Origin of the sequence: Pseudomonas sp. MB-090624 (assembly GCF_003205245.1) — a bacterium.
In the GTDB taxonomy this organism is placed as follows: Bacteria; Pseudomonadota; Gammaproteobacteria; order Pseudomonadales; family Pseudomonadaceae; genus Aquipseudomonas; species Aquipseudomonas juntendi.
Genome location: NZ_QJRK01000007.1, coordinates 105,672 through 126,806 on the forward strand (window position 1 = coordinate 105,672; position 21,135 = coordinate 126,806).

At 64.7% G+C, this 21,135-nt stretch carries 20 protein-coding genes; 10 read left to right on the top strand and 10 right to left on the bottom strand.

The window, feature by feature from the left end:
* The first annotated feature begins 71 nt into the window (after positions 1 to 71).
* From cobG to DMX12_RS05730, 7 genes are all read left to right on the top strand, one after another.
* Positions 72 to 1,403 carry a precorrin-3B synthase gene (gene cobG / locus DMX12_RS05700; RefSeq protein ID WP_110676683.1) on the top strand — a complete coding sequence of 444 codons (1,332 nt, stop codon included), beginning with the start codon at positions 72 to 74 and terminating at the stop codon, positions 1,401 to 1,403.
* Positions 1,396 to 2,022 carry a precorrin-8X methylmutase gene (locus DMX12_RS05705; RefSeq protein ID WP_110676685.1) on the top strand — a complete coding sequence of 209 codons (627 nt, stop codon included), beginning with the start codon at positions 1,396 to 1,398 and terminating at the stop codon, positions 2,020 to 2,022. Before cobG ends, DMX12_RS05705 begins: the two co-directional genes overlap by 8 nt.
* Positions 2,019 to 2,753: a precorrin-2 C(20)-methyltransferase gene (locus DMX12_RS05710; RefSeq protein ID WP_033690487.1), complete on the top strand. Its 735-nt coding sequence runs from the start codon at positions 2,019 to 2,021 to the stop codon at positions 2,751 to 2,753. The genes DMX12_RS05705 and DMX12_RS05710 overlap by 4 nt, the downstream gene beginning before the upstream one ends.
* Complete coding sequence (cobJ, locus tag DMX12_RS05715; protein WP_110676687.1) at positions 2,741 to 4,438, top strand: precorrin-3B C(17)-methyltransferase; 1,698 nt, start codon at positions 2,741 to 2,743, stop codon at positions 4,436 to 4,438. The genes DMX12_RS05710 and cobJ overlap by 13 nt, the downstream gene beginning before the upstream one ends.
* 92 nt (positions 4,439 to 4,530) lie before the next feature.
* On the top strand, positions 4,531 to 5,208 hold the full coding sequence (locus DMX12_RS05720; protein WP_054913303.1) for a hypothetical protein: 678 nt from the start codon (positions 4,531 to 4,533) through the stop codon (positions 5,206 to 5,208).
* Positions 5,209 to 5,269: 61 nt separating this feature from the next.
* Positions 5,270 to 5,959 carry a hypothetical protein gene (locus DMX12_RS05725; RefSeq protein ID WP_110676689.1) on the top strand — a complete coding sequence of 230 codons (690 nt, stop codon included), beginning with the start codon at positions 5,270 to 5,272 and terminating at the stop codon, positions 5,957 to 5,959.
* Positions 5,956 to 6,579, top strand: coding sequence for a hypothetical protein (locus DMX12_RS05730; protein WP_110676691.1), 624 nt, complete (start codon positions 5,956 to 5,958; stop codon positions 6,577 to 6,579). Before DMX12_RS05725 ends, DMX12_RS05730 begins: the two co-directional genes overlap by 4 nt.
* Here DMX12_RS05730 and DMX12_RS05735 read toward each other — a convergent pair.
* The 9 genes from DMX12_RS05735 to DMX12_RS05775 form a co-directional block, all read right to left on the bottom strand.
* On the bottom strand, positions 6,576 to 7,172 hold the full coding sequence (locus DMX12_RS05735) for a MarC family protein (RefSeq protein WP_009683262.1): 597 nt from the start codon (positions 7,170 to 7,172) through the stop codon (positions 6,576 to 6,578). The genes DMX12_RS05730 and DMX12_RS05735 overlap by 4 nt on opposite strands.
* Before the next feature lie 65 nt (positions 7,173 to 7,237).
* Complete coding sequence (locus DMX12_RS05740) at positions 7,238 to 10,009, bottom strand: hybrid sensor histidine kinase/response regulator (protein WP_110676693.1); 2,772 nt, start codon at positions 10,007 to 10,009, stop codon at positions 7,238 to 7,240.
* A 135-nt stretch (positions 10,010 to 10,144) separates the two neighbouring features.
* Complete coding sequence (gene purD, locus DMX12_RS05745) at positions 10,145 to 11,440, bottom strand: phosphoribosylamine--glycine ligase (RefSeq protein ID WP_054913305.1); 1,296 nt, start codon at positions 11,438 to 11,440, stop codon at positions 10,145 to 10,147.
* A 145-nt stretch (positions 11,441 to 11,585) separates the two neighbouring features.
* Complete coding sequence (gene purH / locus DMX12_RS05750) at positions 11,586 to 13,193, bottom strand: bifunctional phosphoribosylaminoimidazolecarboxamide formyltransferase/IMP cyclohydrolase (RefSeq protein ID WP_110676694.1); 1,608 nt, start codon at positions 13,191 to 13,193, stop codon at positions 11,586 to 11,588.
* Between the two features lie 81 nt (positions 13,194 to 13,274).
* Positions 13,275 to 13,595, bottom strand: a complete 321-nt coding sequence (gene fis / locus DMX12_RS05755; RefSeq protein ID WP_003249693.1) for a DNA-binding transcriptional regulator Fis — start codon at positions 13,593 to 13,595, stop codon at positions 13,275 to 13,277.
* Entirely contained in the window at positions 13,592 to 14,605 is a 1,014-nt protein-coding gene (gene dusB, locus DMX12_RS05760; protein ID WP_009683257.1) for a tRNA dihydrouridine synthase DusB, read from the bottom strand. The genes fis and dusB overlap by 4 nt, the downstream gene beginning before the upstream one ends.
* Positions 14,606 to 14,849: 244 nt before the next feature.
* Positions 14,850 to 16,217, bottom strand: coding sequence for a DUF3426 domain-containing protein (locus tag DMX12_RS05765; RefSeq protein ID WP_110676696.1), 1,368 nt, complete (start codon positions 16,215 to 16,217; stop codon positions 14,850 to 14,852).
* A 42-nt stretch (positions 16,218 to 16,259) separates the two neighbouring features.
* Positions 16,260 to 17,138: a 50S ribosomal protein L11 methyltransferase gene (gene prmA / locus DMX12_RS05770; protein WP_047150017.1), complete on the bottom strand. Its 879-nt coding sequence runs from the start codon at positions 17,136 to 17,138 to the stop codon at positions 16,260 to 16,262.
* A 326-nt stretch (positions 17,139 to 17,464) separates the two neighbouring features.
* Positions 17,465 to 17,920: a MaoC family dehydratase gene (locus DMX12_RS05775; protein ID WP_110676698.1), complete on the bottom strand. Its 456-nt coding sequence runs from the start codon at positions 17,918 to 17,920 to the stop codon at positions 17,465 to 17,467.
* 142 nt (positions 17,921 to 18,062) lie between these two features.
* On the opposite strand from DMX12_RS05775, the gene DMX12_RS05780 reads away from it, so the two are divergent.
* From DMX12_RS05780 to DMX12_RS05790, 3 genes are read left to right on the top strand one after another with little or no spacing between them, the layout of a single operon-like run.
* Positions 18,063 to 18,425 (top strand): CidA/LrgA family protein, encoded by a 363-nt coding sequence (locus tag DMX12_RS05780; protein WP_029885805.1) that lies wholly within the window; start codon positions 18,063 to 18,065, stop codon positions 18,423 to 18,425.
* Positions 18,422 to 19,138 carry an LrgB family protein gene (locus DMX12_RS05785; RefSeq protein WP_009685817.1) on the top strand — a complete coding sequence of 239 codons (717 nt, stop codon included), beginning with the start codon at positions 18,422 to 18,424 and terminating at the stop codon, positions 19,136 to 19,138. The genes DMX12_RS05780 and DMX12_RS05785 overlap by 4 nt, the downstream gene beginning before the upstream one ends.
* Before the next feature lie 9 nt (positions 19,139 to 19,147).
* Entirely contained in the window at positions 19,148 to 19,738 is a 591-nt protein-coding gene (locus DMX12_RS05790; protein WP_110676700.1) for an LON peptidase substrate-binding domain-containing protein, read from the top strand.
* A 78-nt stretch (positions 19,739 to 19,816) separates the two neighbouring features.
* Here DMX12_RS05790 and DMX12_RS05795 read toward each other — a convergent pair whose 3' ends face one another.
* Positions 19,817 to 21,133, bottom strand: coding sequence for a bifunctional DedA family/phosphatase PAP2 family protein (locus tag DMX12_RS05795; protein WP_110676702.1), 1,317 nt, complete (start codon positions 21,131 to 21,133; stop codon positions 19,817 to 19,819).
* Positions 21,134 to 21,135 lie beyond the last annotated feature (2 nt).

Below are 21,135 nucleotides of genomic sequence, written 5' to 3' on the forward strand. Positions count from 1 at the left end.
CCGGCTTTTCATGCCGCCGGCCAAAGCAGGCATAATACCGCGCCTTCTACACTCAAGCGCACTTTCACAGATTGCCGGATACTCCATTGACCCAGGCCGATGCCCCCGCTGTTACCCCACGTCCCTCGGCTTGCCCGGGGTTGTGGCGCATCGTCAGTGCCCGCGATGGCGGTATCTGCCGGATCAAACTACCGGGCGGCCTGCTGCTGGCCGACCAGGCCGATGCGGTAGCGGCCGCTGCCGAGCGTTTCGCCGGCGGCGTGATCGAGGCCACCAACCGCGGCAACCTGCAGATCCGCGGCATCGGCAATGCACACCACGCCCTGGTCGAGACCTTGCTCGCGGCAGGCCTGGGCCCGCGCGATGCGGCAGGCGACGATGTACGCAACCTGATGCTCAGCCCGCTGGCCGGGCATGATCCGGCCATGCTGCTGGATGCACGGCCCCTGGCCGGGCAGATTCTAGACCTGCTCGAAAGCACCCCGCGCTTCCACCAGTTGTCAGCCAAGTTCGCCGTGCAGCTCGATGCCGGCGAAGCCCTGGCCATGCTCGAACACCCTCACGACCTGTGGTTGTCGGCCTTGCGCCTGGGCCAGCAAACCTGGCTGGCTTTCGGCCTGGCGGGTTGCCCGGCAGATGGCCAAGTGCTGGGTGCGGTTCCGCTGGCCGATGGCCTGGCCTTGGTGCGTGCCGTGCTCGACCGTTTCCTCGACCTGGCCAGCCCCGCGCATTCGCGCATGCGCCAGCTGCTGGAAGCCTGCCCGGCCGGCGAGTTTGTCGAAGGCCTGCCTCTGGATATCCGCCGCGACGCTGCCGTGCTCGGCTGGCGCCGGCACCAGCCTGCTCCCGTGTGGTTGGGCAAGCTGCCCCAGGCCCGCGGCCTGGCCCTTGGCGTTGCCCCGGCGCAGGGCCGCCTGACCCCGGCCATGCTGCGCGGCGTCGCCCAGGTCTGCCGTGAGCTGGGCGACGGCAGCCTGCGCCTGAGCCCATGGCAAAGCCTGGTGCTGACCAACTTGCCGGCGCAGCACATCGAGCAGGCCCAGGCCGGGTTGTCTGCCCTGGGCCTGCTTTGCCACGTGGATGAGCCGCTGGCACGTATCAGCGCCTGCACCGGCAGTAGCGGCTGCGCCAAGGCCCTGGGCGAGACCAAGGGCGATGCCGTGGCCCTGGCCGCGCTGCTCGGCCCTGGCGCCCCGGGCAGCGTGCACCTGTCTGGCTGCCCCCGTTCCTGCGCCGTGGCCTACGTTGCCCCGGCCACCCTGTTGGCCCGTTCACCGGGCCGTTATGACCTGTACCTGCGTGACGCGTGCCAGCCAGGCTTTGGCGCCCTGCGCGGCACCGACCTTACCTTGAATGAAGCAGGCGCCATGCTCGACCTGCCGACGGAGCACCTTGATGATTGACTACATCCGCGATGGTCAGGAGATCTATCGCAATTCCTTCCGGATCATCCGCGAGGAAGCCCGGCTCGAGCGGATCCCCGCAGACCTCGAAAAGCTCGCCGTGCGGGTGATCCACGCCTGTGGCATGGTCGAAGCCATCGATGGCCTGCAGTTCTCTGCAGGTGCTGGCCATGCCGGGCGCGAAGCGCTGCGCAACGGCGCACCGATCCTGTGCGATGCGCACATGGTCGCCGAGGGCATCACCCGGGCCCGCCTGCCAGTCGACAACCAGGTCATCTGCACCCTGCGTGACCCCAGCGTGCCTGACCTGGCCAAAGAGGCCGGCAACACCCGCTCGGCCGTGGCCCTGGAGTTGTGGCGCCCGCACCTGGAGGGCAGCGTGGTGGTCATCGGCAACGCCCCCACCGCCCTGTTCTACCTGCTGGAAATGCTCGACGCCGGTGCGCCCAAGCCGGCGCTGATCCTCGGCTTCCCGGTCGGCTTCGTCGGTGCTGCCGAGTCCAAGGCGATGCTCGCTGCCGACAGCCGCGGCGTGCCGTTCGTGATCATGCAAGGCCGCCTGGGCGGCAGCGCAATGGCCGCTGCCGCGGTCAACGCCCTGGCCACGGAGGTGGAATGATGGCGCCGCGTGGACGACTGCTGGGCCTGGGCGTAGGCCCCGGCGACCCCGAGCTGATCACCGTCAAGGCCCTGCGCCTGCTGCGCGAGGCCCCGGTGGTCGGCTACTTCGTGGCCAAGGGCAAGCGTGGCAATGCCTTCGGCATCATCGAGGCGCACCTGCAGCCTGCCCAGACCCTGCTGCCGCTGGTCTACCCGGTGACCACCGAAGCCCTGCCGGCGCCTTTGTCCTATGAACAGGTCATCAGCGACTTCTACGACGAAGCCAGCGTGCAAGTGGCCGAGCACCTGGATGCCGGTCGGGACGTGGCGGTGATCTGCGAAGGCGACCCGTTTTTCTACGGCTCGTACATGTACCTGCACGACCGCCTGGCACAGCGTTATGAGGCCGAGGTGATTCCTGGCGTGTGCTCCATGCTGGGGGGCGCTTCGGTGCTGGGCGCGCCCTTGGTGTACCGCAACCAGAGTTTGTCCGTGCTGTCGGGGGTGTTGCCGGCCGATGAGCTGAAGCGCCGCCTGGCCGACGCCGATGCGGCGGTGATCATGAAGCTCGGCCGCAACTTCCCCAAGGTCCGCGACGTGCTGGCTGAGCTAGGCCTGGACGGGCGCGCGCTGTACGTGGAACGGGCGACCATGGCCAACCAGAAAATCGTGCCGCTGGACCAGGTCGACCCGCTGTCGTCGCCGTACTTTTCGCTGATCATCGTGCCGGGGGAAAAATGGCAGGGCTGATCATGAACCCGGCACCGGCCATCGTCATTCTCGGGCCAGGCAGCCTGTTGACGGCACAGCGCATCCAGCAGTGTTATCCACAGGCCTTGATCCATGGCCTGCAGGGCCGCGTGGAGGGCGCCGACTGCTACTACAGTGCCTTTGGCGACACCCTGCGGGCGCTGTACCAGCAAGCCACCCCGATCATTGCGCTGTGCGCAGCCGGTATCGTCATTCGCAGCCTGGCGCCCCTGCTCAACGAGAAGGGCAGCGAACCGCCGGTGCTGGCCGTGGCTGAAGATGGCAGTGCGGTGGTGCCATTGCTCGGTGGCCTGGGCGGGGTGAACGTGATGGCGCGGGAAATCGGCGCGGCGCTGGGTGTTGCCGCCGCCATCACGACCAGCGGCGAACTGCGTTTCGGCACCTGCCTGCTGAACCCGCCGCAAGGCTATGCCCTGGCCGATGTCGAGCAAGGCAAGCGCTTTGTTTCCGACCTGCTGGCTGGCGAGTCGGTGCGGGTCGAGGGGCATGCGCCCTGGTTGCAGCAGGCGCAATTGCCCGCCAGCGAGGTGGCCCGGCGCACCATTCATGTGGGGCACCTGGCGCGCCCTGCCAGCCGCGACGAGTTGCTGATCCACCCGCGCTCGGTGGTCGTGGGGGTTGCAAGCGGCGCGCTGCACACTATCCGTGCTGTCTTGCAGCAGGCCGGCATCGCCGAGCCAGCTGTGGCCTGTGTGTTGGCGGGCGAGCACGCCATGGCCGACACCACCCTGCACGAAGCGGCGCAGGCTTTGGGGGTTGCCCTGCGCTTCGCGGCCCAGCCAGGCGATGTTGCCAGCATGCTGGCGGCGGCATTGCCCGGTGCTCAACTGATCGGGCAGGGCGACGTGGTCATCGCGGTGGCACCCGCCCCGGTCGAGGTGGAGCGGCTGGGCCGCCGCCGCGGCCGTTTGGCCGTTATCGGCCTGGGGCCGGGCGCTGCCGAGCTGATGGTGCCAGCGGTCAAGGCGGAATTGGCCCGGGCGCAGGACGTGCTTGGCTATGAAACCTATGTGCGCATGGCCGGGCCGTTCCGTAGCGACCAGGTGCTGCACTGCACCGACAACCGCGAAGAGATGCAGCGCGCCAGGCATGCTTTCGAGCTGGCGGCCCAAGGCCGTTCGGTGGTGGTGGTGTCGTCGGGCGACCCGGGGGTATTCGCCATGGCGGCGGCAGTGCTCGAAGCGCTGCACGCGTCGACCGACCCGGCGTGGCACCGGGTCGACCTGGAGATCCTGCCGGGGGTATCCGCCTCGCTGGCGACCGCTGCCCAGGCAGGTGCCCCGCTGGGCCATGACTTCTGCGTGATGTCGCTGTCGGACAACCTCAAACCCTGGTCGATCATCGAGAAGCGCCTGGACCTGGCCGCCCAGGCTGACCTGGTGTTGGCATTCTACAACCCGATTTCCCGCTCGAGGCCGCATCAGCTCGGCGTGGCGCTCGAAGTGGTTCGGCGGCACCGTGCTGGCAACACGCCTGTAGTCCTGGGGCGTGATATCGGTAGGCCAGGGCAGACGCTCAAGGTAGTCACATTGGCCGAGCTGCTGCCAGAAATGGTCGACATGCGCACCATGGTGCTGGTGGGCTCCTCCACAACCTGCGTGTTTCCTCGCCTAACGGGTGGGGTGTGGGCCTACACGCCACGTTGGTACCCTTCGGCCAGCTAGCTGCCGCGGAAACCCTTCAGCGCGCTGTCTTGCGAGCGCGCTGGCTAAGGTGGCTGCCCCTGATTCAGGGGTAACCACCAAGGAGTTTCCCGATGTCTGAAACACAAGCCACCACCCGCGACGCCGCCGTCCTGGTCGAAGGCAACCTGCTTGCCTGTGGCGCGGGTATGTCCGTGCAAAGCCGCCATGACTGCAAGAATGCATACCACTTTGCCACCTTGGTGGCGGACAAAGCCTTCGATGCCGAAAAGCAGAGCAGGGAGTGGTATGACAAGCTAATCGATGTGATGCGTGACCTGGGCTTCACCATCCCCAAGCGCAGCTTCGAGCAGGAAACATCGGCTGAGCTGTCGGTCACCGTCGGCGCCATTGCTGTACGTGCTATTGCCGTTGCCGGCAACGCAATGTTGGGCGGCACCCAACTGGGCAGCCTGGCCAAAAAGGCCTTCGACAAGATGGCCACCGTCGAGAGCGACGCCAAAGTGCTCGACCACAAGCGCAAGAACAAGACCCGGGGCATGGTCGGCCTGGCTGCGTGCATCGAGACCGAGCAAGGTGATGTGGTCATGGTGATCAGCTGCATCCAGGCGTCTGCCCCGCAGCTGGACGACGACGTGCTGGGCATCCAGTGGAAGCTGAACAAGAGCCGCTACTACGCCGGTACGGCGGTGCTCACCCTCAACAACTTCGTCTACGACAAAGTGCGCGAAACCGTGGAAAACAAACTGGGCGTGCGCAGCGTCGAGAACGTTCTGCAGTACGACATCTGATTGCCTGGCGGCATTTCGCCGATGCCGCCTTTTCGACTCTCCTTGAAATGAGGCAACACACATGGATAAAGCATCCGAGCAACTGATGCTGATCGGTGGCACGGCGTTGGTTTACCCGCAGAGGGCGGGCGAAATACTGCGCCAGGCCGCTTTCGACTCGATACTGTACGCCCAGCTCGTGGCCAACAAGCACGCCGGGTCGCGTTTCGAGCAGTATGACGCCTGGTACGCGGCCAACCGCGAGGCATTTCGCCAATTGGGCTGGATCAAGCTGGCCAGCACCCACGACCTCAAACAGCTGGGGCAACCCGTTCGCAGCACCCAGCCCCAGCCGCTGGAAGCCTGGTTGAAAATGCGCGCGATCAGCCCCGAAGCCCTGCTGAGCACGGTAAGGGCAGGCCTGCGCCGCTCTGCCCAGGGTGTTGGCCATTTGCTGAAGTTCAGCGCCCAGGAGCAGGGCCAGCGCTCCAGACTGGTCGTGGAGGTGGGGCTGCTGAAAGCCGGGCCAACCCTCGATCTTTGCAGCATCACGCTGCAGGTCGACGAGCGTATTTCTGCCGTGCCCTTGGATGTGCTGCTGAGCGAGCAGGTACTCAGGGGCGAAGCCGAGTTCGATGGTATTTCCCTGGCACTGGATAACGGGCGCTTCGAGCACCAGCGCACTGCACTGCAGGCGCTGATGGAGGACAAGAATGCCCAGGGTGACTACCGCTTCGACCCTTATGCGCCAGTAGTGGGGGCAACACTATGACTGAGGTTGCCCCTGCGGTAATCGGTGCCGGTATCGTCTCGTTCTTGCCAGGAATGGACGCAGCCCAGGCGGGCAAGGTGAAGCTGGCCCTGGCGATGGCCGAGCGGGCCACGGAAACAGCCTATAGGGAGGGCTTGATCCAGGACTGGTTTACCTACTACCGCAACCAGCTCAAGTTCATGGGCTGGGACTCGGTGTCTCCCGAGCAGGCGCATTGTCCCGACCCGCGCCGTGCCAAACAGACCGATCAGGTTCTGGAAACCATCGCTGACAAGGCGGGGGAGCGCTATGCAACGGCGACCGGGCTCTCCATCCGGAAACTGTTGAGGCAGCCCTCGGTGCTGCGTGAGCTGGAACGGTGTGCATACGAGCGCCAGCATTTCCAGTTACTGCCATGTGCGCCCGCCGGTGCTGGCCGGGTCGACATGGTGCTTTACCATGAGGTCGACAGCCACGCGGCATTCAAGGCTGGCTTCCTCAGCCACAAGCGTAGCCACCGGGTGGTGCGGGCGGAACTGGTGCGGTTCAATGTGCTGGCGTTCGAGAACAGCTTCTTGGGCAAAGTGCAGGAGCGGGTGGTGCAAGCCTCGTTGAACCGTATTCTCGAATACGGCCTTTAAGGTGCCAGGTAGCCCTTAATGCCGGTGAAGATGATCTGTGCAGCCAGAGCGCAGACGAACAGGCCCATCAGCCGGCTGACGATCTGCAAGCCCTGGTCACCGAGCAGGCGCTCGATGCGGTGCGACAGGTACAGCACCACACCCACGGTGAAGCTGGCCAAGGCAATGCCGATGATTGCCAGCAACTTGTCGCCCCAGTGCGGTTGGCTGACGCCCATTACCAGCAGGGCGCCGATGGTGCCGGGCCCGACGGTCAACGGGATGGTCAGCGGCACGATGGTGACGTCCTGTTGCACGTTGTCGGCCTGCACCGCGGACTTGCCTTGGGCCATGCCCAGCGCAGAAATGAACAGCACACTGCCTGCGCCGATGCGGAAGGCGTCGGCGGTGATGCCGAAAATACCGAAGATTGCCCGGCCGAACAGGTACAGCAGCACGCTGGCGATGAGCGCGGCAAAGGCTACCTTCCAGGCCAGTTGCTTGCGTTCTTTGCTGGAGTGGCCACGGGTCAGGCTGATGAAGCACGACAGCACGAAGAACGGGCTGTAGAGCACGAGCATTTTCAGGTAGACGCTGAACAACTCATGGAGCATGAGCGCGGGTCCTTGGCAAAGTCGGTTGGCGTGGGCTGGGGCTGTGGTGGGCCTGCGCCGGCAGGTCAGGAAATGTGCGCCGGGTCGGTCGCGGCTTCGCGCTGGCTGGCCCAGTACTGAATCAGTTCGCGCAGTTGCGACAACTCCACCGGCTTGGCCATGTGCCCGTCCATGCCGGCCAGCCGCGCGCGTTCCTTGTGCTCGGCAAGAATATGCGCCGTCAGCGCCACCACCGGGGTGCGCTGGCGCTTGTTGGCGGCTTCCCAGGCGCGCAGCTGCCGGGTGGCCGAGAAACCGTCCAGCACAGGCATTTCACAGTCCATCAAGACCAGGTCGTAATGCCTTTCTTTCATGGCCTGCAGGGCTTCCTCACCATTGCTGGCGGTGTCTGGTTGCAGGTTCAGCTTGCCGAGCATGCCGCGTATCACCTTGGTCGAAATGCTGTTGTCCTCGGCCACCAGTACGCGGAAATCTGCTGGCAAGTCCAATGCCTGCGGGACCCCAGGTGGGCTGGCGGGTAGCGCCTGCTCGCGGCCGCGCTGGGCCAGCTCCTCGGCCAGGGTGGTTTTCAGGGTATAACCGGCCACCGGCTTGGCGAGTATCCGTTTGACCCCGGCGTTACGCGCGATGACTTTGCTGGGCGCGTTGCTGATACCGGTGAGCATGACCACCAGAATGTCGTGGTTCAGGCTGGGGTCTTCCTTGATTTTGGCGGCCAGCTGCATGCCGGTCATGCCGGGCATGTTCTGGTCCAGCAGCACGGCGTCGAAGTAGTCGCGCAGGTGCGCCTTGGTGCGCAACAGGGCCAGGGCCTCCTTGCCTGACGGCACCGCGCTGACATTCATGCCCCAGGCACTGCACTGCTGCACCAGCACTTTGCGGCAGGTATCGTTGTCGTCCACTACCAGCACCCGGGCATCGCGCAGCGGGCCTTCGAGGTCGGCCAGGGGCTGTTCCAGGCGCGAAGGGTCCAGCGGCAGGGTCAGCCAGAGGGTATTGCCCATGCCGGTGCTGCTCTTGATGCCGAATTCACCTTGCATCAGGCCGATCAGTTGCTTGGCGATGACCAGCCCCAGGTGGCCCCCCAGCTTGCTGCTGGAGAGGAAATGGTGGCTGTGCAGTTCGGCCTGCAGCAGGGCCTCGCGGTCTGCGGCCGGCAGCGGCTCGCCACTGTCCTGCACGGCAATGCGCAGGCGTGGCACTTCACCACGCTGATCCAGGGCCACCACCAGCAGGATCTCGCCCTGGTCGGTGTTTTTCAGTGCGTTTTCCAGCAGGCTGGACAACGCCTGGCGCAGCCGCGTGGGGTCACCGCTGATGACCCGCGGCACCTGCGGCTGGGTAAAGCTGATCAGCTCGATGTTCTGCTGTTCGGCCTTGGCGCGGAATATGTTCAGGCAGTCCTCGATCAGCGCGTTGAGGTCGAACTGCACATCATCCAGCTCGATCTGCCGGGACTCGAGCTTGGAAATGTCGAGTATCTCGTTGATCAGGGTCAGCAGTTCGTTGCCCGCGCTGTGGATGGTCTGCACGTAGTCGCGCTGCTTGACCGACAACGGCGTGCCCAGCAACAGCTCGGTCATGCCCAGCACCCCGTTCATCGGGGTGCGGATTTCGTGGCTGATCTTGGCCAGGAACTCGGCTTTGGCGTTGATTTCTGCATCGCTGGCAGCCAGTGCCCGGCTGACGCTGAAGCGCTCTTCACTCATGCGCCGCAGGCGCTCGCTGACCGCCAGGTTGAGCAGCAGGCCGCTGGCCACGGCCAGGCCCAGCAAAATGCTCAGTAGCCATGGCGTGGAAGTGCGGGTAAAGCCGAGCAGGGCCGGCAACAGCACCAGGCCACCCAGGTTGAACAGCACCATTGCCAGGCAGAACAGCCGGGCGGGGGCATAGCCCTTGTACCACTGGTAGCTGCTGACCAGCAGCATGCTCACGGTGCCCAGCGCCATCAGGGCGTAGGTCATCAGGTTGAGGGGCAGGGTATCGACGAACAGCAGCACCAGGCCGCTGAGCCCGACCAGCAGCATTTCACCTTGCAGCAAACGGTTCAGCCGGGGCGAATTGCACGGCGAGAAGAAGTGCTGGGTGAAATACAGCCCGGCCAGCCCCGCCAGTACCAGGGTCAGGTAGGCCGCGGGCGTCTGTGCGCTGTGCCATACATGCCACCACGGGCCGCTGAGGTTCAGCAAGATAAGGCCGCTGAGCAGCATCAGGCCGTGATACAGCGCCAGCACCAGGGAAGTGCTGGAGCGGCTGTAGAGGAAGCGGATCAGGTTGTGCAGGATCAGCATCACCAAACCGCCGAACAGCATGCCGAACAGCAGCGGCTGGCGCTGGTCGGCGGCGGCCTGGGCGGCGGGCTCCAGGCTGATGGCCGGGCGCAGCTGGTGTTCGGACACCAGGCGCAGGTAGATGTCCACCGGTTGCTTGCTGTTGGGCAGGGGGAGTACATGGTCGCTGCCGCGCAGGGTGGGGCTGGCATTGCCGGCCTGGCGCCCGTGGTGCAGCTGACGCAGAAGTTGGTCGCCCTCGAGGGCGTAGAGGTCCAGGCCAGACAGGTCCGGGGCGAAAACCCGCAGCAATTGTTCCTGGTCGCCCGGTTCCAGGCGGTAATGCAGCCACAGGGCTTGTTCTGCCGGTGCGGCATCCAGTTCGGCAAGCATCAGCGGGCTGAACTGGTTACGGTAGCGCTCGGAACGCACGTCGCTCAGTTGCAGGTTGGCCTGTTCATCGAGCAGCACCGACCAGCCCCCGCCATGATCGGCCGCAGCCGGGAACATGCAGAGCAAGGTCAGCAAGCTGACGATAAGAGCTGAGGCAATCCGAAGCCGACGCACTACGAAATCCCTTCTTGGCCGATGTGCCGGGTATCAACTATGCGCGGCGCACCAAGCCGAAGGCAAGGCCCATGGCGGGCCTTGTCGACGAGCCGGGCGCCGGGTGCACAGGGCACCGCGGCGTGCCGGTAGTGGTTACTGCTGGTGTTCACCGCGCTCACGGGCAATGGCCCGGTAGCCGATGTCGGTGCGGTAGAAGCTGCCGTTCCAGCTGACTTCCTTGGCCAGGCGGTAAGCCTGCTGCTGCGCGTCGGCAACGGTGCTGCCCATGGCGGTGGCACACAGCACGCGGCCGCCGTTGGTGACCACCTGGCCATCCTTGAGCGACGTACCGGCATGGAACACCTTGCCTTCGATCTGCGCTGCAGCGTCCAGGCCGTTGATCACGTCGCCCTTGGCGTAGTCGCCCGGGTAACCGCCAGCGGCCAGTACCACGCCCAGGCTCGGGCGTGGATCCCACTGGGCTTCGACCTTGTCCAGCGCCTTGGCGAAGGCCGCTTCTACCAGCAGCACCAGGCTCGACTCCAGGCGCAGCATGACTGGCTGGGTTTCCGGGTCACCGAAGCGGCAGTTGAATTCGATGACCTTGGGGTTGCCCGCCTTGTCGATCATCAGGCCGGCATACAGGAAGCCGGTGTAGACGTTGCCTTCCTCCGCCATGCCGCGCACGGTGGGCCAGATCACCTGGTCCATCACGCGCTGGTGCACGTCGGCGGTAACCACCGGGGCAGGGGAGTAGGCACCCATGCCGCCGGTGTTGGGGCCCGTGTCCTGGTCACCGACGCGTTTGTGATCCTGGCTGGTTGCCATCGGCAGTACGTTGTGGCCATCGACCATGACGATGAAGCTGGCTTCTTCGCCGTCGAGGAACTCCTCGATCACCACACGCGAACCGGCGTCACCGAAGGCGTTGCCAGCCAGCATGTCACGCACGGCGGCTTCGGCTTCTTCCAGGGTCATGGCGACGATCACGCCTTTGCCCGCGGCCAGGCCGTCGGCCTTGATCACGATCGGCGCGCCTTTTTCCTGCAGGTAGGCCAGCGCCGGCTCGATCTCGGTGAAGTTCTGGTAGTCGGCGGTCGGGATCTTGTGGCGTGCCAGGAAGTCCTTGGTGAAGGCCTTGGAGCCTTCCAGCTGGGCCGCGCCCTTGGTTGGGCCGAAGCAGTCCAGGCCGCGGCTGCGGAACAGGTCGACCACACCGATGACCAGCGGCGCTTCCGGGCCGACGATGGTCAGGTCGACGTTCTTCTCGGCGAAGTCGGCCAGTTGCTCCAGGGCGCACACATCGATGGCGACGTTTTCGCACTTGGCTTCGATGGCGGTGCCGGCGTTGCCTGGGGCAACGAAGACTTTTTCTACGCGTGGGTCCTGCGCGACTTTCCAGGCCAGGGCGTGCTCACGGCCGCCGCTGCCGATGATCAAAACTTTCATGTCAAAACCTCGATTCAGGTGACCCCGAGGCGGGCGGGGAACGCTGTGGGAGCGGGCGTGCCCGCGAATGCGGCGGTGAATTCACCATCGTATTCGCGGGCGCGCCCGCTCCCACAGGATCGCCGCTTGCCCGGGGGCCGCGTAATTAGTGGCGGAAGTGACGCATACCGGTGAATACCATCGCGATGCCCGCTTCGTCAGCCGCGGCGATGACTTCTGCATCACGCATCGAACCACCCGGCTGGATCACGGCGCTGATACCCACTTTGGCGGCATTGTCGATGCCGTCACGGAACGGGAAGAACGCATCCGAGGCCATGACCGCGCCCTGTACCTGCAAGCCAGCATGCTCGGCCTTGATGGCGGCGATGCGGGCAGAGTTGACGCGGCTCATCTGGCCAGCGCCCACGCCGATGGTCTGGCGCTGCTTGGCGTAGACAATGGCGTTGGACTTGACGAACTTGGCCACTTTCCAGGCGAATACCAGGTCGTGGATTTCCTGCTCGGTTGGCGCACGTTTGGTAACGATCTTCAGGTCATCGGCAGTGATCATGCCGATATCACGGCTTTGCACCAGCAGGCCGCCGTTGACACGCTTGAAGTCCCAGCCGGCAGCGCGCTCGGCTGGCCACTCGCCGCATTCCAGCAGGCGCACGTTCTGCTTGGCAGCCACTACGTCGCGCGCCGCCTGGGAAATTTTCGGGGCGATGATCACTTCGACGAACTGGCGCTCGACGATGGCCTTGGCGGTTTCGCCGTCCAGTTCACGGTTGAAGGCGATGATGCCGCCGAATGCCGACTCGGTGTCGGTGGCATAGGCCAGGTCGTAGGCCTTGCGGATGCCGCCTTCGTCTTCCGGCACCACGGCCACGCCACACGGGTTGGCGTGCTTGACGATGACGCAGGCCGGCTTGACGAAGCTCTTCACGCACTCCAGCGCGGCGTCGGTGTCGGCCACGTTGTTGAACGACAGTTCCTTGCCTTGCAGCTGCACGGCGGTGGAGATGCTGGCTTCGCCCTTCTTGGCTTCTACGTAGAACGCCGCGCTCTGGTGCGGGTTCTCGCCGTAGCGCATTTCCTGGGCCTTGACGAACTGGCTGTTGAAGGTGCGCGGGAATTCGCTGCGTGCAGCCGTGGACAGGGTCTGCTGGGACTGGTCGATGGTGCCCATGTAGTTGGCGATCATGCCATCGTAGGCGGCGGTGTGCTCGAACGCCTTGAGCATCAGGTCGAAGCGCTGGGCGTAGGTCAGGCCACCGGCCTTGAGGCCTTCGACGATGCCGGCGTAGTCGCTGGCGTTGACCACGATGGCCACGTCCTTGTGGTTCTTGGCTGCCGAACGGACCATGGTCGGGCCGCCGATGTCGATGTTCTCGATGGCGGTCGGCAGGTCACAGCCAGGCTTGGAAATGGTGGCTTCGAACGGGTACAGGTTGACTGCAACCAGATCGATCGGCTTGATGCCGTGCTCGCTCATGATGGCGTCGTCGGTACCGCGACGACCGAGGATGCCGCCGTGGATTTTCGGGTGCAGGGTCTTGACCCGGCCGTCCATCATTTCGGCAAAGCCGGTGTAGTCAGCCACTTCCACCGCGTCAACGCCGTTGTCCTTGAGCAGCTTGTAGGTGCCGCCGGTGGACAGGATCTCGACACCGAGCTGTTGCAGCTCACGGGCGAATTCGAGGATACCGGTCTTGTCGGAGACGCTGATCAGGGCGCGGCGGACTGGCAGGCGGGTAGTCTGGTCGGTCATTTCGGGTTCCAATAACGCGGTGGAGTCAGCAAAAAAGGCGCCTCTGTTCAGGGAGCCGCCTTTTCTGGTTGGGATTCTGTGTTACAGCAAATCGTACTGCTTGAGCTTCTTGCGCAGCGTGCCTCGGTTCAGCCCGAGCATCTCGCTGGCCTTGGTCTGGTTGCCCTTCACGTAGTTCATGACGCTTTCGAGCAGGGGGGCCTCCACTTCGGAGAGCACCAGGTTGTAGACGTCCGTGACGGTCGCGCCTTCCAGATGGGCGAAGTAATTGTGCAGCGCCTTCTCGACGCTGTCGCGAAGGGTCTGGCCCTCTTCGCTCGGCGTGTTCAGGTGCTGTTTCAGGTTGGCGTTGTCGCTCACGGGCGTTGTTCCACTCACAAAATTCTCGGTCATCATCGTCATGCGGCCACCCCTTGTCCGTCCTCTGTCTCAAGGCTCTGTCGACGCTCGCTGAAAAACGCGCGAACGTTGGCGCACTGCGCTTGTGTGTCTTCCAAAGCGTTGAACCGGGAGCGAAACTCCTTGCCGCCGGGTCGTGTTGCCAGGTACCAGCCAACGTGCTTGCGGGCGATACGTACGCCCATCACATCGCCATAGAAGGCATGCAGCGCGGCCAGGTGTTGCAGCAGAATGTGTTCCACTTCGTCCAGCTGCGGCGCCGGCAGGTGTTCGCCGGTGCGCAGGTAATGCTCGATCTCGCGAAAGATCCATGGCCGCCCCTGGGCAGCCCGGCCAATCAGCAGGCCATCGACCCCGGTGGCATCCAGCACCGCCCGGGCCTTTTCGGGCGACGTGATGTCGCCGTTGGCAAAAACCGGGATCGACACCGCCTGCTTGATGGCAGCGATGGTGTCGTATTCGGCTTCGCCGGTGTACAGGTCGGCGCGTGTGCGGCCATGTACCGCCAGCGCCTGGATGCCGGCCTGCTCGGCGATTTTCGCCACGTTCAGGCCGTTCTTGTTCGCCCGGTCCCAACCGGTGCGGATCTTCAGGGTCACCGGAACGTCCACGGCGCCGACCACGGCGTGGAGAATTTCGTGGACCAAGGCTTCATCCTTCAATAAAGCAGAGCCTGCAGCTTTGTTGCAGACTTTTTTTGCCGGGCAGCCCATGTTGATATCGATGATCTGGGCGCCTGCCTCGACATTGGCCCGTGCTGCCGCTGCCATCATCTGCGCATCACCGCCGGCGATTTGCACCGAGCGCGGCTCGGGATCACCCTCATGGATGCGGCGCAGGCTCGACTTGCGGCTGTTCCACAGGTTCATGTCGCTGCTGACCATTTCCGACACGACCATGCCTGCGCCCAAGCGCTGGCAAAGTGTACGGAAAGGCTGGTCCGTGACCCCGGCCATGGGCGCGAGGATCAGGTTGTTGCGTAGCGTGTATTGGCCGATGCGTACCGCCGACATAGGTGATCCCTGTTGTGGGGCCGAATCTTGGAGTTCGAAAAAGGGTTGGCATGATACCCGCTCTCGGTGACCGGATAAAGATGGAGCTGGATAAAATCTGAACAACCGGGGCTGGCGACAAGCGGCAAGTTGCAAGCCACAAGACAAGCAAGCCGACAGCCGGCCTGCTTCGTCTTGAAGCTTGAAGCTTGAAGCTTGAAGCTTGAAGCTTGAAGCTTGAAGCTTGCCGCTTGTCGCTTGTCGCTTATTCCGGCGAGCGGAAGCTCAGGCTGTAATTGACCGCCTTCGGGCCGGGGTCGAGGATGTCCAGGGCTATGTGGATCGGCGTCTGGCTGGGCATTTCGCCACGCCCCGCCAACTCACCCGACAGGTATTCGCTGGGCTTGAAGCGGCGGCTGGCGATCAACTGGCCATTGAGGTCGGCGAAGCGCAGTTCGAGCAAGGGGAATGGCTGGGCAAATGGTGCACGGTTGTAGATGATCGCATCAACGATGAGCGCGCCTTTGAAATCCGGGTGGCTGCGTACCACCAGGTTGCTGCTCTTGATCCGGCCAATGTCGACACGGGTGGGCACCTGGCAGCCGACCAGCGGGCACAGCTGCAGGAACATGGGCCGGTACTGGTCCTGGCGGGCCATTTCGTCGAAGTGGAACCACACGTACTGGAAGGCCAGCAGGCCCGCGGCCAGCAAAGACAGCACGCCCCACAGGATCCGCTTGCCCCAGTTGGGCGCAGGCTTTTCCCAGCCCAGTTGCAGGGGGTCGTCGACCACGTCGACCAGCGGCTCCTTGCGCGGTGTGCGCTCGGGCTTGCCGGCAAGGCCGGGTTCCAGGCGTTCACCGGGCAGCGGTTCGCCAAGCTCGTCGTCACGCGCCGACAGTTGCAGTGGCAGCGGTTCATCGTCGCGCGCGCTCAGGCCTTTTTCCGGGATGTCGTCATCGTCAGTGTGCAGCGGTTCGCCGAGTGTTTCAGGCTCACCGGTTTCGCCAGTGCGCTGCACGGGCGGCTGGTCGTCGAAGTCCAGGTCGAAATTGCTGCCCAGTACGGGCTCGGTGCGCTCGCCAGGGGCAGGCTGCAGGTCTGGCGCCTGTGGCTCTGGCGTCAGCAGCACTGGCGCAGGCTGTGCCTGCAGTGGCGGCTCGAGGGGGTCATCGGTTGCCGTGCCGAACAGGTCGTCCACAGGCTCGTCGGCATGCCCCTCATCGCGCCGCGCTTGCAACCCGTCATCCTGCCGGGCGGCGCGTGCCTGCGCCGGCCCCCCGCGCCGCTCAAGGCGCTCCAGCTCTTTGTCGAGGTCAAGGGCATCGAGCGCCTCGGCGGTGACGGCCCAGTCCTCCCCTGGCGCAGGGGTGGGCGCACTGCTGGCCGCCTTGGGCGGAGCAGGCGTTGCCGCCTCGGCGTCGGGCAGCGCTGGCGCCGCCGGGGCAGCAGGCGCCGCCGGCGCTGGCGCGACGCTGGCAGCGCGGTTCTGCTCCAGCAACTGCTTGGCGGCGTTGAACACCTGCAGGCAATGGCCGCACCGCACCACGCCGCGCGCTACGCTCAGCTGGTGGTGGGTGACGCGAAAGCTGGTCTGGCAATGCGGGCACTGGGTGACGAAACTGTCGGTCATGCGGCAATCCGGGAGCTGTGCAGAAAAGTATTCTAGGCCCGCTTAGCGGCGCCGACCACTGATGCGCACCCAGCCGTCGCGCACGACGATCGGGTCCAGGTCGAAGTCGGCGGCATAGGCTGCGGCCACTTCCTCGCCCTGTTCGGCAAGGATGCCCGACAGTGCCAGGAGGCCACCTGGGCGAACCAGCCCGGACAGCTGCGGGGCCAGCGACACCAGCGGGCCGGCAAGGATGTTGGCGACCAGCACGTCGGCCTGCATCGCCGGCATGTGCTCTGGCAGGTACAGGGCCAGTTTCTCGTCGGCGATGCCATTGCGCTGGGCGTTGTCGCGGGAAGCCTCGATGGCTTGCACGTCGATGTCGGTACCCACCGCCTCACGGGCGCCGAGCAGCAGGGCGGCGATGGCCAGAATGCCCGAGCCGCAACCGAAGTCCAGCACCTGGGTGCCTTCGAGCTGCTGGCCATCGAGCCATTCCAGGCACAGGGCGGTGGTGGGGTGGGTGCCGGTGCCGAAGGCCAGGCCCGGGTCGAGCAGCAGGTTGACCGCGTCTTTCTCGGGGGCGTCATGCCAGCTGGGCACGATCCACAGGCGGCGGCCAAAGCGCATGGGCTGGAAGTTGTCCATCCAGCTGCGTTCCCAGTCCTGGTCCTCGATCACTTCGGCCTGGTGCTCGGGCAGTTCGGCGCCGGTCAGCAGGCGCAGGTGGGCGAACACCTGCTCAGCGTCGGTATCGGCTTCGAACAAGGCCAGCAGGTGGGTGTGCGACCACAGCGGGGTGGTATTGAGGTCGGGTTCGAAGATCGGCTGGTCTTCGGCATCCATGAACGTGACAGAAACGGCGCCTACTTCAAGCAGGGCGTCTTCGTAGGTTTCGGCTTGTTCCGGGCTGATGGCCAGGCGTACTTGCAGCCAGGGCATGGCGGGCACCTTTGGTAAATCGACAGGGGCAGCCCTAGGCTGCGCGAAGGCTGGCAGTTTACGCGAGTGCGCAGGGTTTGTAGAGAAGGCCTGGCACCGGCCTTGTGGGGGCAACTGGCTTGTATTGCCTGGGCGGGCCTCTTCGCCGGCAAGCCAGCTCCTACAGGTACTGCAAGGCTCGAGGCTGATGCGGTCGAGGTAGGAGCGGCCTTGTGTCGCGATAGGGCTGCGCAGCAGCCCCAGGATCTCAACGTCATGCAACCATTGCCGGGGCCGCTTTGCGGCCCAATCGCGACACAAGGCCGCTCCCACAGGGGCGCGGTGCATCAGACAAAGCAGAGCGAAAGCGACTCAGCAATATAAGCAGGCTTCTCTTCACCCTCGATTTCCAGCGTGGCAATCGCCTTGAGCAGCCACTGCCCGGGTCTTTTTTCGGTCACCTCGGCCAGGTCCACTTTCAGCCGCACCTGGCTGTTCACCTTGACCGGCTGGATGAAACGCACGCTGTCCAGCCCATAGTTCACCACCATCTTCATGCCTTGCGGCAGCACCAGGACGTCTTCGATCAGCTTGGGGATCAGTGAAAGGGTCAGAAAGCCATGGGCAATCGTGCTGCCAAACGGGGTTTGCGCGGCCTTTTCCGGGTCGACATGGATGAACTGGAAATCGCCGGTGGCTTCGGCGAACAGGTTGATGCGCTGCTGGTCGATCTTCAGCCAGGCCGAGTGGCCCAGTTCCTTACCAACGTATTGCGAAAGCTCTGTAACCGGTACATAGGGCATCGCGGACTCTCCAGGTTGTCAGTTGGTACGAAAGTGCAAGATCAGCACGCTCGGCCATTGCAGTCAAGTTGTCCGCTTTTCGGCGAATATCGATCTATAGCACGGCGTGCTTATAATGGCGCCATGCCCAAGGGAGATGCTTATGCTGTTGCGTGGTCTGACCTGGCTGGTGCTGTTCCAGCTGTTGGGAACGGCGATCAACCACCTGTTGCTGCCGGTTTTGCCGGGCCCGATCATTGGCCTGTTGCTGCTGCTGGGCTTCCTCATGGCCCGCGGCGAGGTTGGCAAGCCACTGAATGAAGCGGCCAGCAGCCTGCTGCGCTACCTGCCGCTGTTGCTGGTACCGCCGGCGGTGGGGGTGATGGTCTATGCCCGGGATATCGCTGCCGACTTCTGGGCGATTGTCGGCGCCCTGCTGATTTCCTGCTTGCTGACCCTGGTTTTCGTCGGGGTGCTGATGCAGAAACTGATCCAGCGCCAGAGCAAGCGCGAGGAGCAGCCATGATGCTTGACTGGCAAGGCGCCCTGGATGCGGTCGTGCACCACCCTTTGTTTGGCATCGGTCTCACCCTGGCGGCCTACCAACTGGTGCTCGCCGCCTACGACAAGACGCGCTGGATCTTCCTGCAGCCGGTGTTGGTGTCGATGCTGCTGGTGATCGGCGTGCTGCTGGCGTGCGGCATCGACTACAGCGAATACCGCAACAGCACGCAAATCATGAATACCCTGCTGGGCCCGGCCACCGTGGCCCTGGCGGTGCCTTTGTACCTCAACCTGCGGCGCATCCGGCAGTTGTTCTGGCCCATCTTTACTACGCTGGTAGTCGGGGGACTGTTTGCCACCCTGTGTTGCCTGCTGCTGGGCTGGTGGTTCGGTGCCGAGCATATGATCCTGATGACCATGGCGCCCAAGTCGGTCACCTCGCCGATCGCCATGCTGGTGGCCGAGCAGATTGGCGGGGTCGCTGCCCTGGCAGCGGTGTTCGTGCTGATTACCGGGGTAATCGGCGCCATCTTCGGCCCGGCGCTGCTCAGTCGTGTTGGCGTGCACAGCCCGGAAGCCCGCGGCATGTCGCTGGGGGTGACGGCGCACGCGGTGGGCACTTCGGTGGCCCTGCAGGAAAGTGACGAATGCGGCGCCTTTGCCGCGCTTGCAATGAGCCTGATGGGCGTAGCCACGGCGGTGTTCCTGCCGTTGGCGGTGAGCCTGGTGGCCTGAGGACTGGTGATGACGCTACCGCTGTTTCCGCTCAATACCGTGCTGTTTCCTGGCTGCTTTCTCGACTTGCAGATTTTCGAGACGCGCTACCTCGACATGATCGGGCGCTGCATGAAGCAGGGCGAAGGGTTTGGCGTGGTGTGCATCCTGGAGGGCGAGCAGGTGGGCAAGGCGCCGCCGACGGTCGCCTCGATCGGCTGCGAGGCGCTGATCCGCGATTTCGTACAGCAGGACAACGGCTTGCTGGGCATTCGCGTCGAAGGCGTGCGGCGCTTCAACCTGGACAGCACCGAGGTGCAAAAGGACCAGTTGCTGGTAGGGCAGGTGCAGTGGCTGGCCGAGCAGGCCGACAGCCCGTTGCTGGAAGCGGACGATGACCTGGTGGCGCTGCTGGTGGCCTTGGGTGAGCACCCGATGGTCGAGGCGCTGGACATGCCGCGCCCGCTGGACGGGCGCCAGGCGCTGGCCAACCAGCTGGCTTACCTGCTGCCGTTCATGGAAGAAGACAAGCTGGACCTGCTGAGCCTCGACTCGCCGCAGCAGCGGCTGGGCGAGATCCAGAAATTGCTGGAGCGGATTCAGGGCGAGCTGTTTGCCTGAGGTGAGAGTTGCCTGCGCCGGCCTGTTGGTAGCGGAGCCTGTTTACTAGCGGCTTGCCCCATCGACAGGCTGGCAACATCAATAGTGATACCTGGCCAACGCCTGCGGCAGTGCGTGCATGGCAAAAAAGGCCAACAGCGCCACGCAAGCCGGCAACACCAGCCACCATACCCGCTGCGGCAAGGCCGGCAGCGGCTGGCGGTACTGCACCAGGGTCAGGCTGAAGGCACACACGCAGCAGGCCAGCAGAGCCCCGGCGAGGATATCGGTGGGCCAGTGAGCACCCAGGTAGACCCGCGACAGGGCAATCGCCAGCGCCGGAATGCAGCCCAGCATCACCCAGGTCAGGCGCATCCGTGGCGGCTGACCGCGCCCGGCCAGCACCGCCATCACCAGGAAGAAGGCAAACGATGCCGAGCTGTGCCCGCTGGGCATGCTGTAGCTGGTCAGCGGGTCGCTCAGTACCTCGGGCCGGGCACGGGCAAACAGCCATTTGAGGGTGCCATTGGCGATTGCCGTGCCCATCAGCGCGCCACCGGCGAACACGGCGTGACGCCATTGCCGGGCCAGCAGCAACAGGCCGGTCAGCAAGCCGCCCAGGAACAGCTGGGTTCTGAAGTCGCCCAGGCGGGTGACCAGGACCACGGTGCCATCGATGGCCTGGCTGCGGTGCTCCTGCACCAGGGTCATCACGCCTTGGTCGAATTCATGCAGGTACGGCCAGCCCAGAAAAATGCCGGCCAGGGCGAGCAGGCTCAAGCCGGCAACCAGCCGGGTGCCGTGGCGTTGATCGCGAATGCTGCTGTTCAGGCTCAGGCCGATTAGCGCAGCCAGGCCGCCGGCGAGGATGCCGGCGTCCAGCCAGAAGCCCTCTGGCAAGGGCAGGCGCATGGCAGCCCCCGTGGCCCAGCCAGGCAGCAGGTAGGCCACTGACCAACCCGCGCCGGCCACCAGGCTGACGGCGATGAAGCGTGGCAGCGGCATGTCGAACATGCCGGCGACCATCGGCAGCATGGGGCGCAGCGGGCCGATGAAGCGGCCGACCAGCAGGCTGGCGATGCCGTAGCGCTGGAAGTAGGTTTCGGCACTGCCGATCCACTCCGGGTGATGGCGCAGCAATGGCAGCCGGCGGATGTTCTGGTGGAAGTACTTGCCCACCGTGTATGACAGGGCGTCGCCCAGCAGCCCGCCGAGAAAACCCAGCAGCAAGGTCTCGCCCAGGCTGAAGGTGCCGCTACCGGCCAGTACCGCCACGGCGAACAGCAGCACCGTACCCGGCACGATGATGCCGGCGATGGCCAGGCATTCGACGCAGGCCACCAGGAAAATCGCCACGCCAAGCCACTGTGGGTTGGCGCTGAGCCAGCCGGTCAGGCTGTCGAGCCATTGGCCCATGG

Excerpts from the sequence above, each read along its gene's own strand:
- purD (WP_054913305.1), bottom strand. The coding sequence starts at position 11,440 with ATGAAAGTTTTGATCATCGGCAGCGGCGGCCGTGAGCACGCCCTGGCC.
- DMX12_RS05730 (WP_110676691.1), top strand. The coding sequence starts at position 5,956 with ATGACTGAGGTTGCCCCTGCGGTAATCGGTGCCGGTATCGTCTCGTTC.
- DMX12_RS05720 (WP_054913303.1), top strand. The coding sequence starts at position 4,531 with ATGTCTGAAACACAAGCCACCACCCGCGACGCCGCCGTCCTGGTCGAA.
- DMX12_RS05780 (WP_029885805.1), top strand. The coding sequence starts at position 18,063 with ATGCTGTTGCGTGGTCTGACCTGGCTGGTGCTGTTCCAGCTGTTGGGA.
- DMX12_RS05725 (WP_110676689.1), top strand. The coding sequence starts at position 5,270 with ATGGATAAAGCATCCGAGCAACTGATGCTGATCGGTGGCACGGCGTTG.
- DMX12_RS05795 (WP_110676702.1), bottom strand. The coding sequence starts at position 21,133 with ATGGGCCAATGGCTCGACAGCCTGACCGGCTGGCTCAGCGCCAACCCA.
- DMX12_RS05710 (WP_033690487.1), top strand. The coding sequence starts at position 2,019 with ATGATGGCGCCGCGTGGACGACTGCTGGGCCTGGGCGTAGGCCCCGGC.
- DMX12_RS05705 (WP_110676685.1), top strand. The coding sequence starts at position 1,396 with ATGATTGACTACATCCGCGATGGTCAGGAGATCTATCGCAATTCCTTC.
- DMX12_RS05765 (WP_110676696.1), bottom strand. The coding sequence starts at position 16,217 with ATGACCGACAGTTTCGTCACCCAGTGCCCGCATTGCCAGACCAGCTTT.
- DMX12_RS05735 (WP_009683262.1), bottom strand. The coding sequence starts at position 7,172 with ATGCTCCATGAGTTGTTCAGCGTCTACCTGAAAATGCTCGTGCTCTAC.
- fis (WP_003249693.1), bottom strand. The coding sequence starts at position 13,595 with ATGACGATGATGACCGAGAATTTTGTGAGTGGAACAACGCCCGTGAGC.
- DMX12_RS05775 (WP_110676698.1), bottom strand. The coding sequence starts at position 17,920 with ATGCCCTATGTACCGGTTACAGAGCTTTCGCAATACGTTGGTAAGGAA.
- prmA (WP_047150017.1), bottom strand. The coding sequence starts at position 17,138 with ATGCCCTGGCTGCAAGTACGCCTGGCCATCAGCCCGGAACAAGCCGAA.
- DMX12_RS05785 (WP_009685817.1), top strand. The coding sequence starts at position 18,422 with ATGATGCTTGACTGGCAAGGCGCCCTGGATGCGGTCGTGCACCACCCT.
- DMX12_RS05790 (WP_110676700.1), top strand. The coding sequence starts at position 19,148 with ATGACGCTACCGCTGTTTCCGCTCAATACCGTGCTGTTTCCTGGCTGC.
- purH (WP_110676694.1), bottom strand. The coding sequence starts at position 13,193 with ATGACCGACCAGACTACCCGCCTGCCAGTCCGCCGCGCCCTGATCAGC.
- dusB (WP_009683257.1), bottom strand. The coding sequence starts at position 14,605 with ATGTCGGCGGTACGCATCGGCCAATACACGCTACGCAACAACCTGATC.
- cobJ (WP_110676687.1), top strand. The coding sequence starts at position 2,741 with ATGGCAGGGCTGATCATGAACCCGGCACCGGCCATCGTCATTCTCGGG.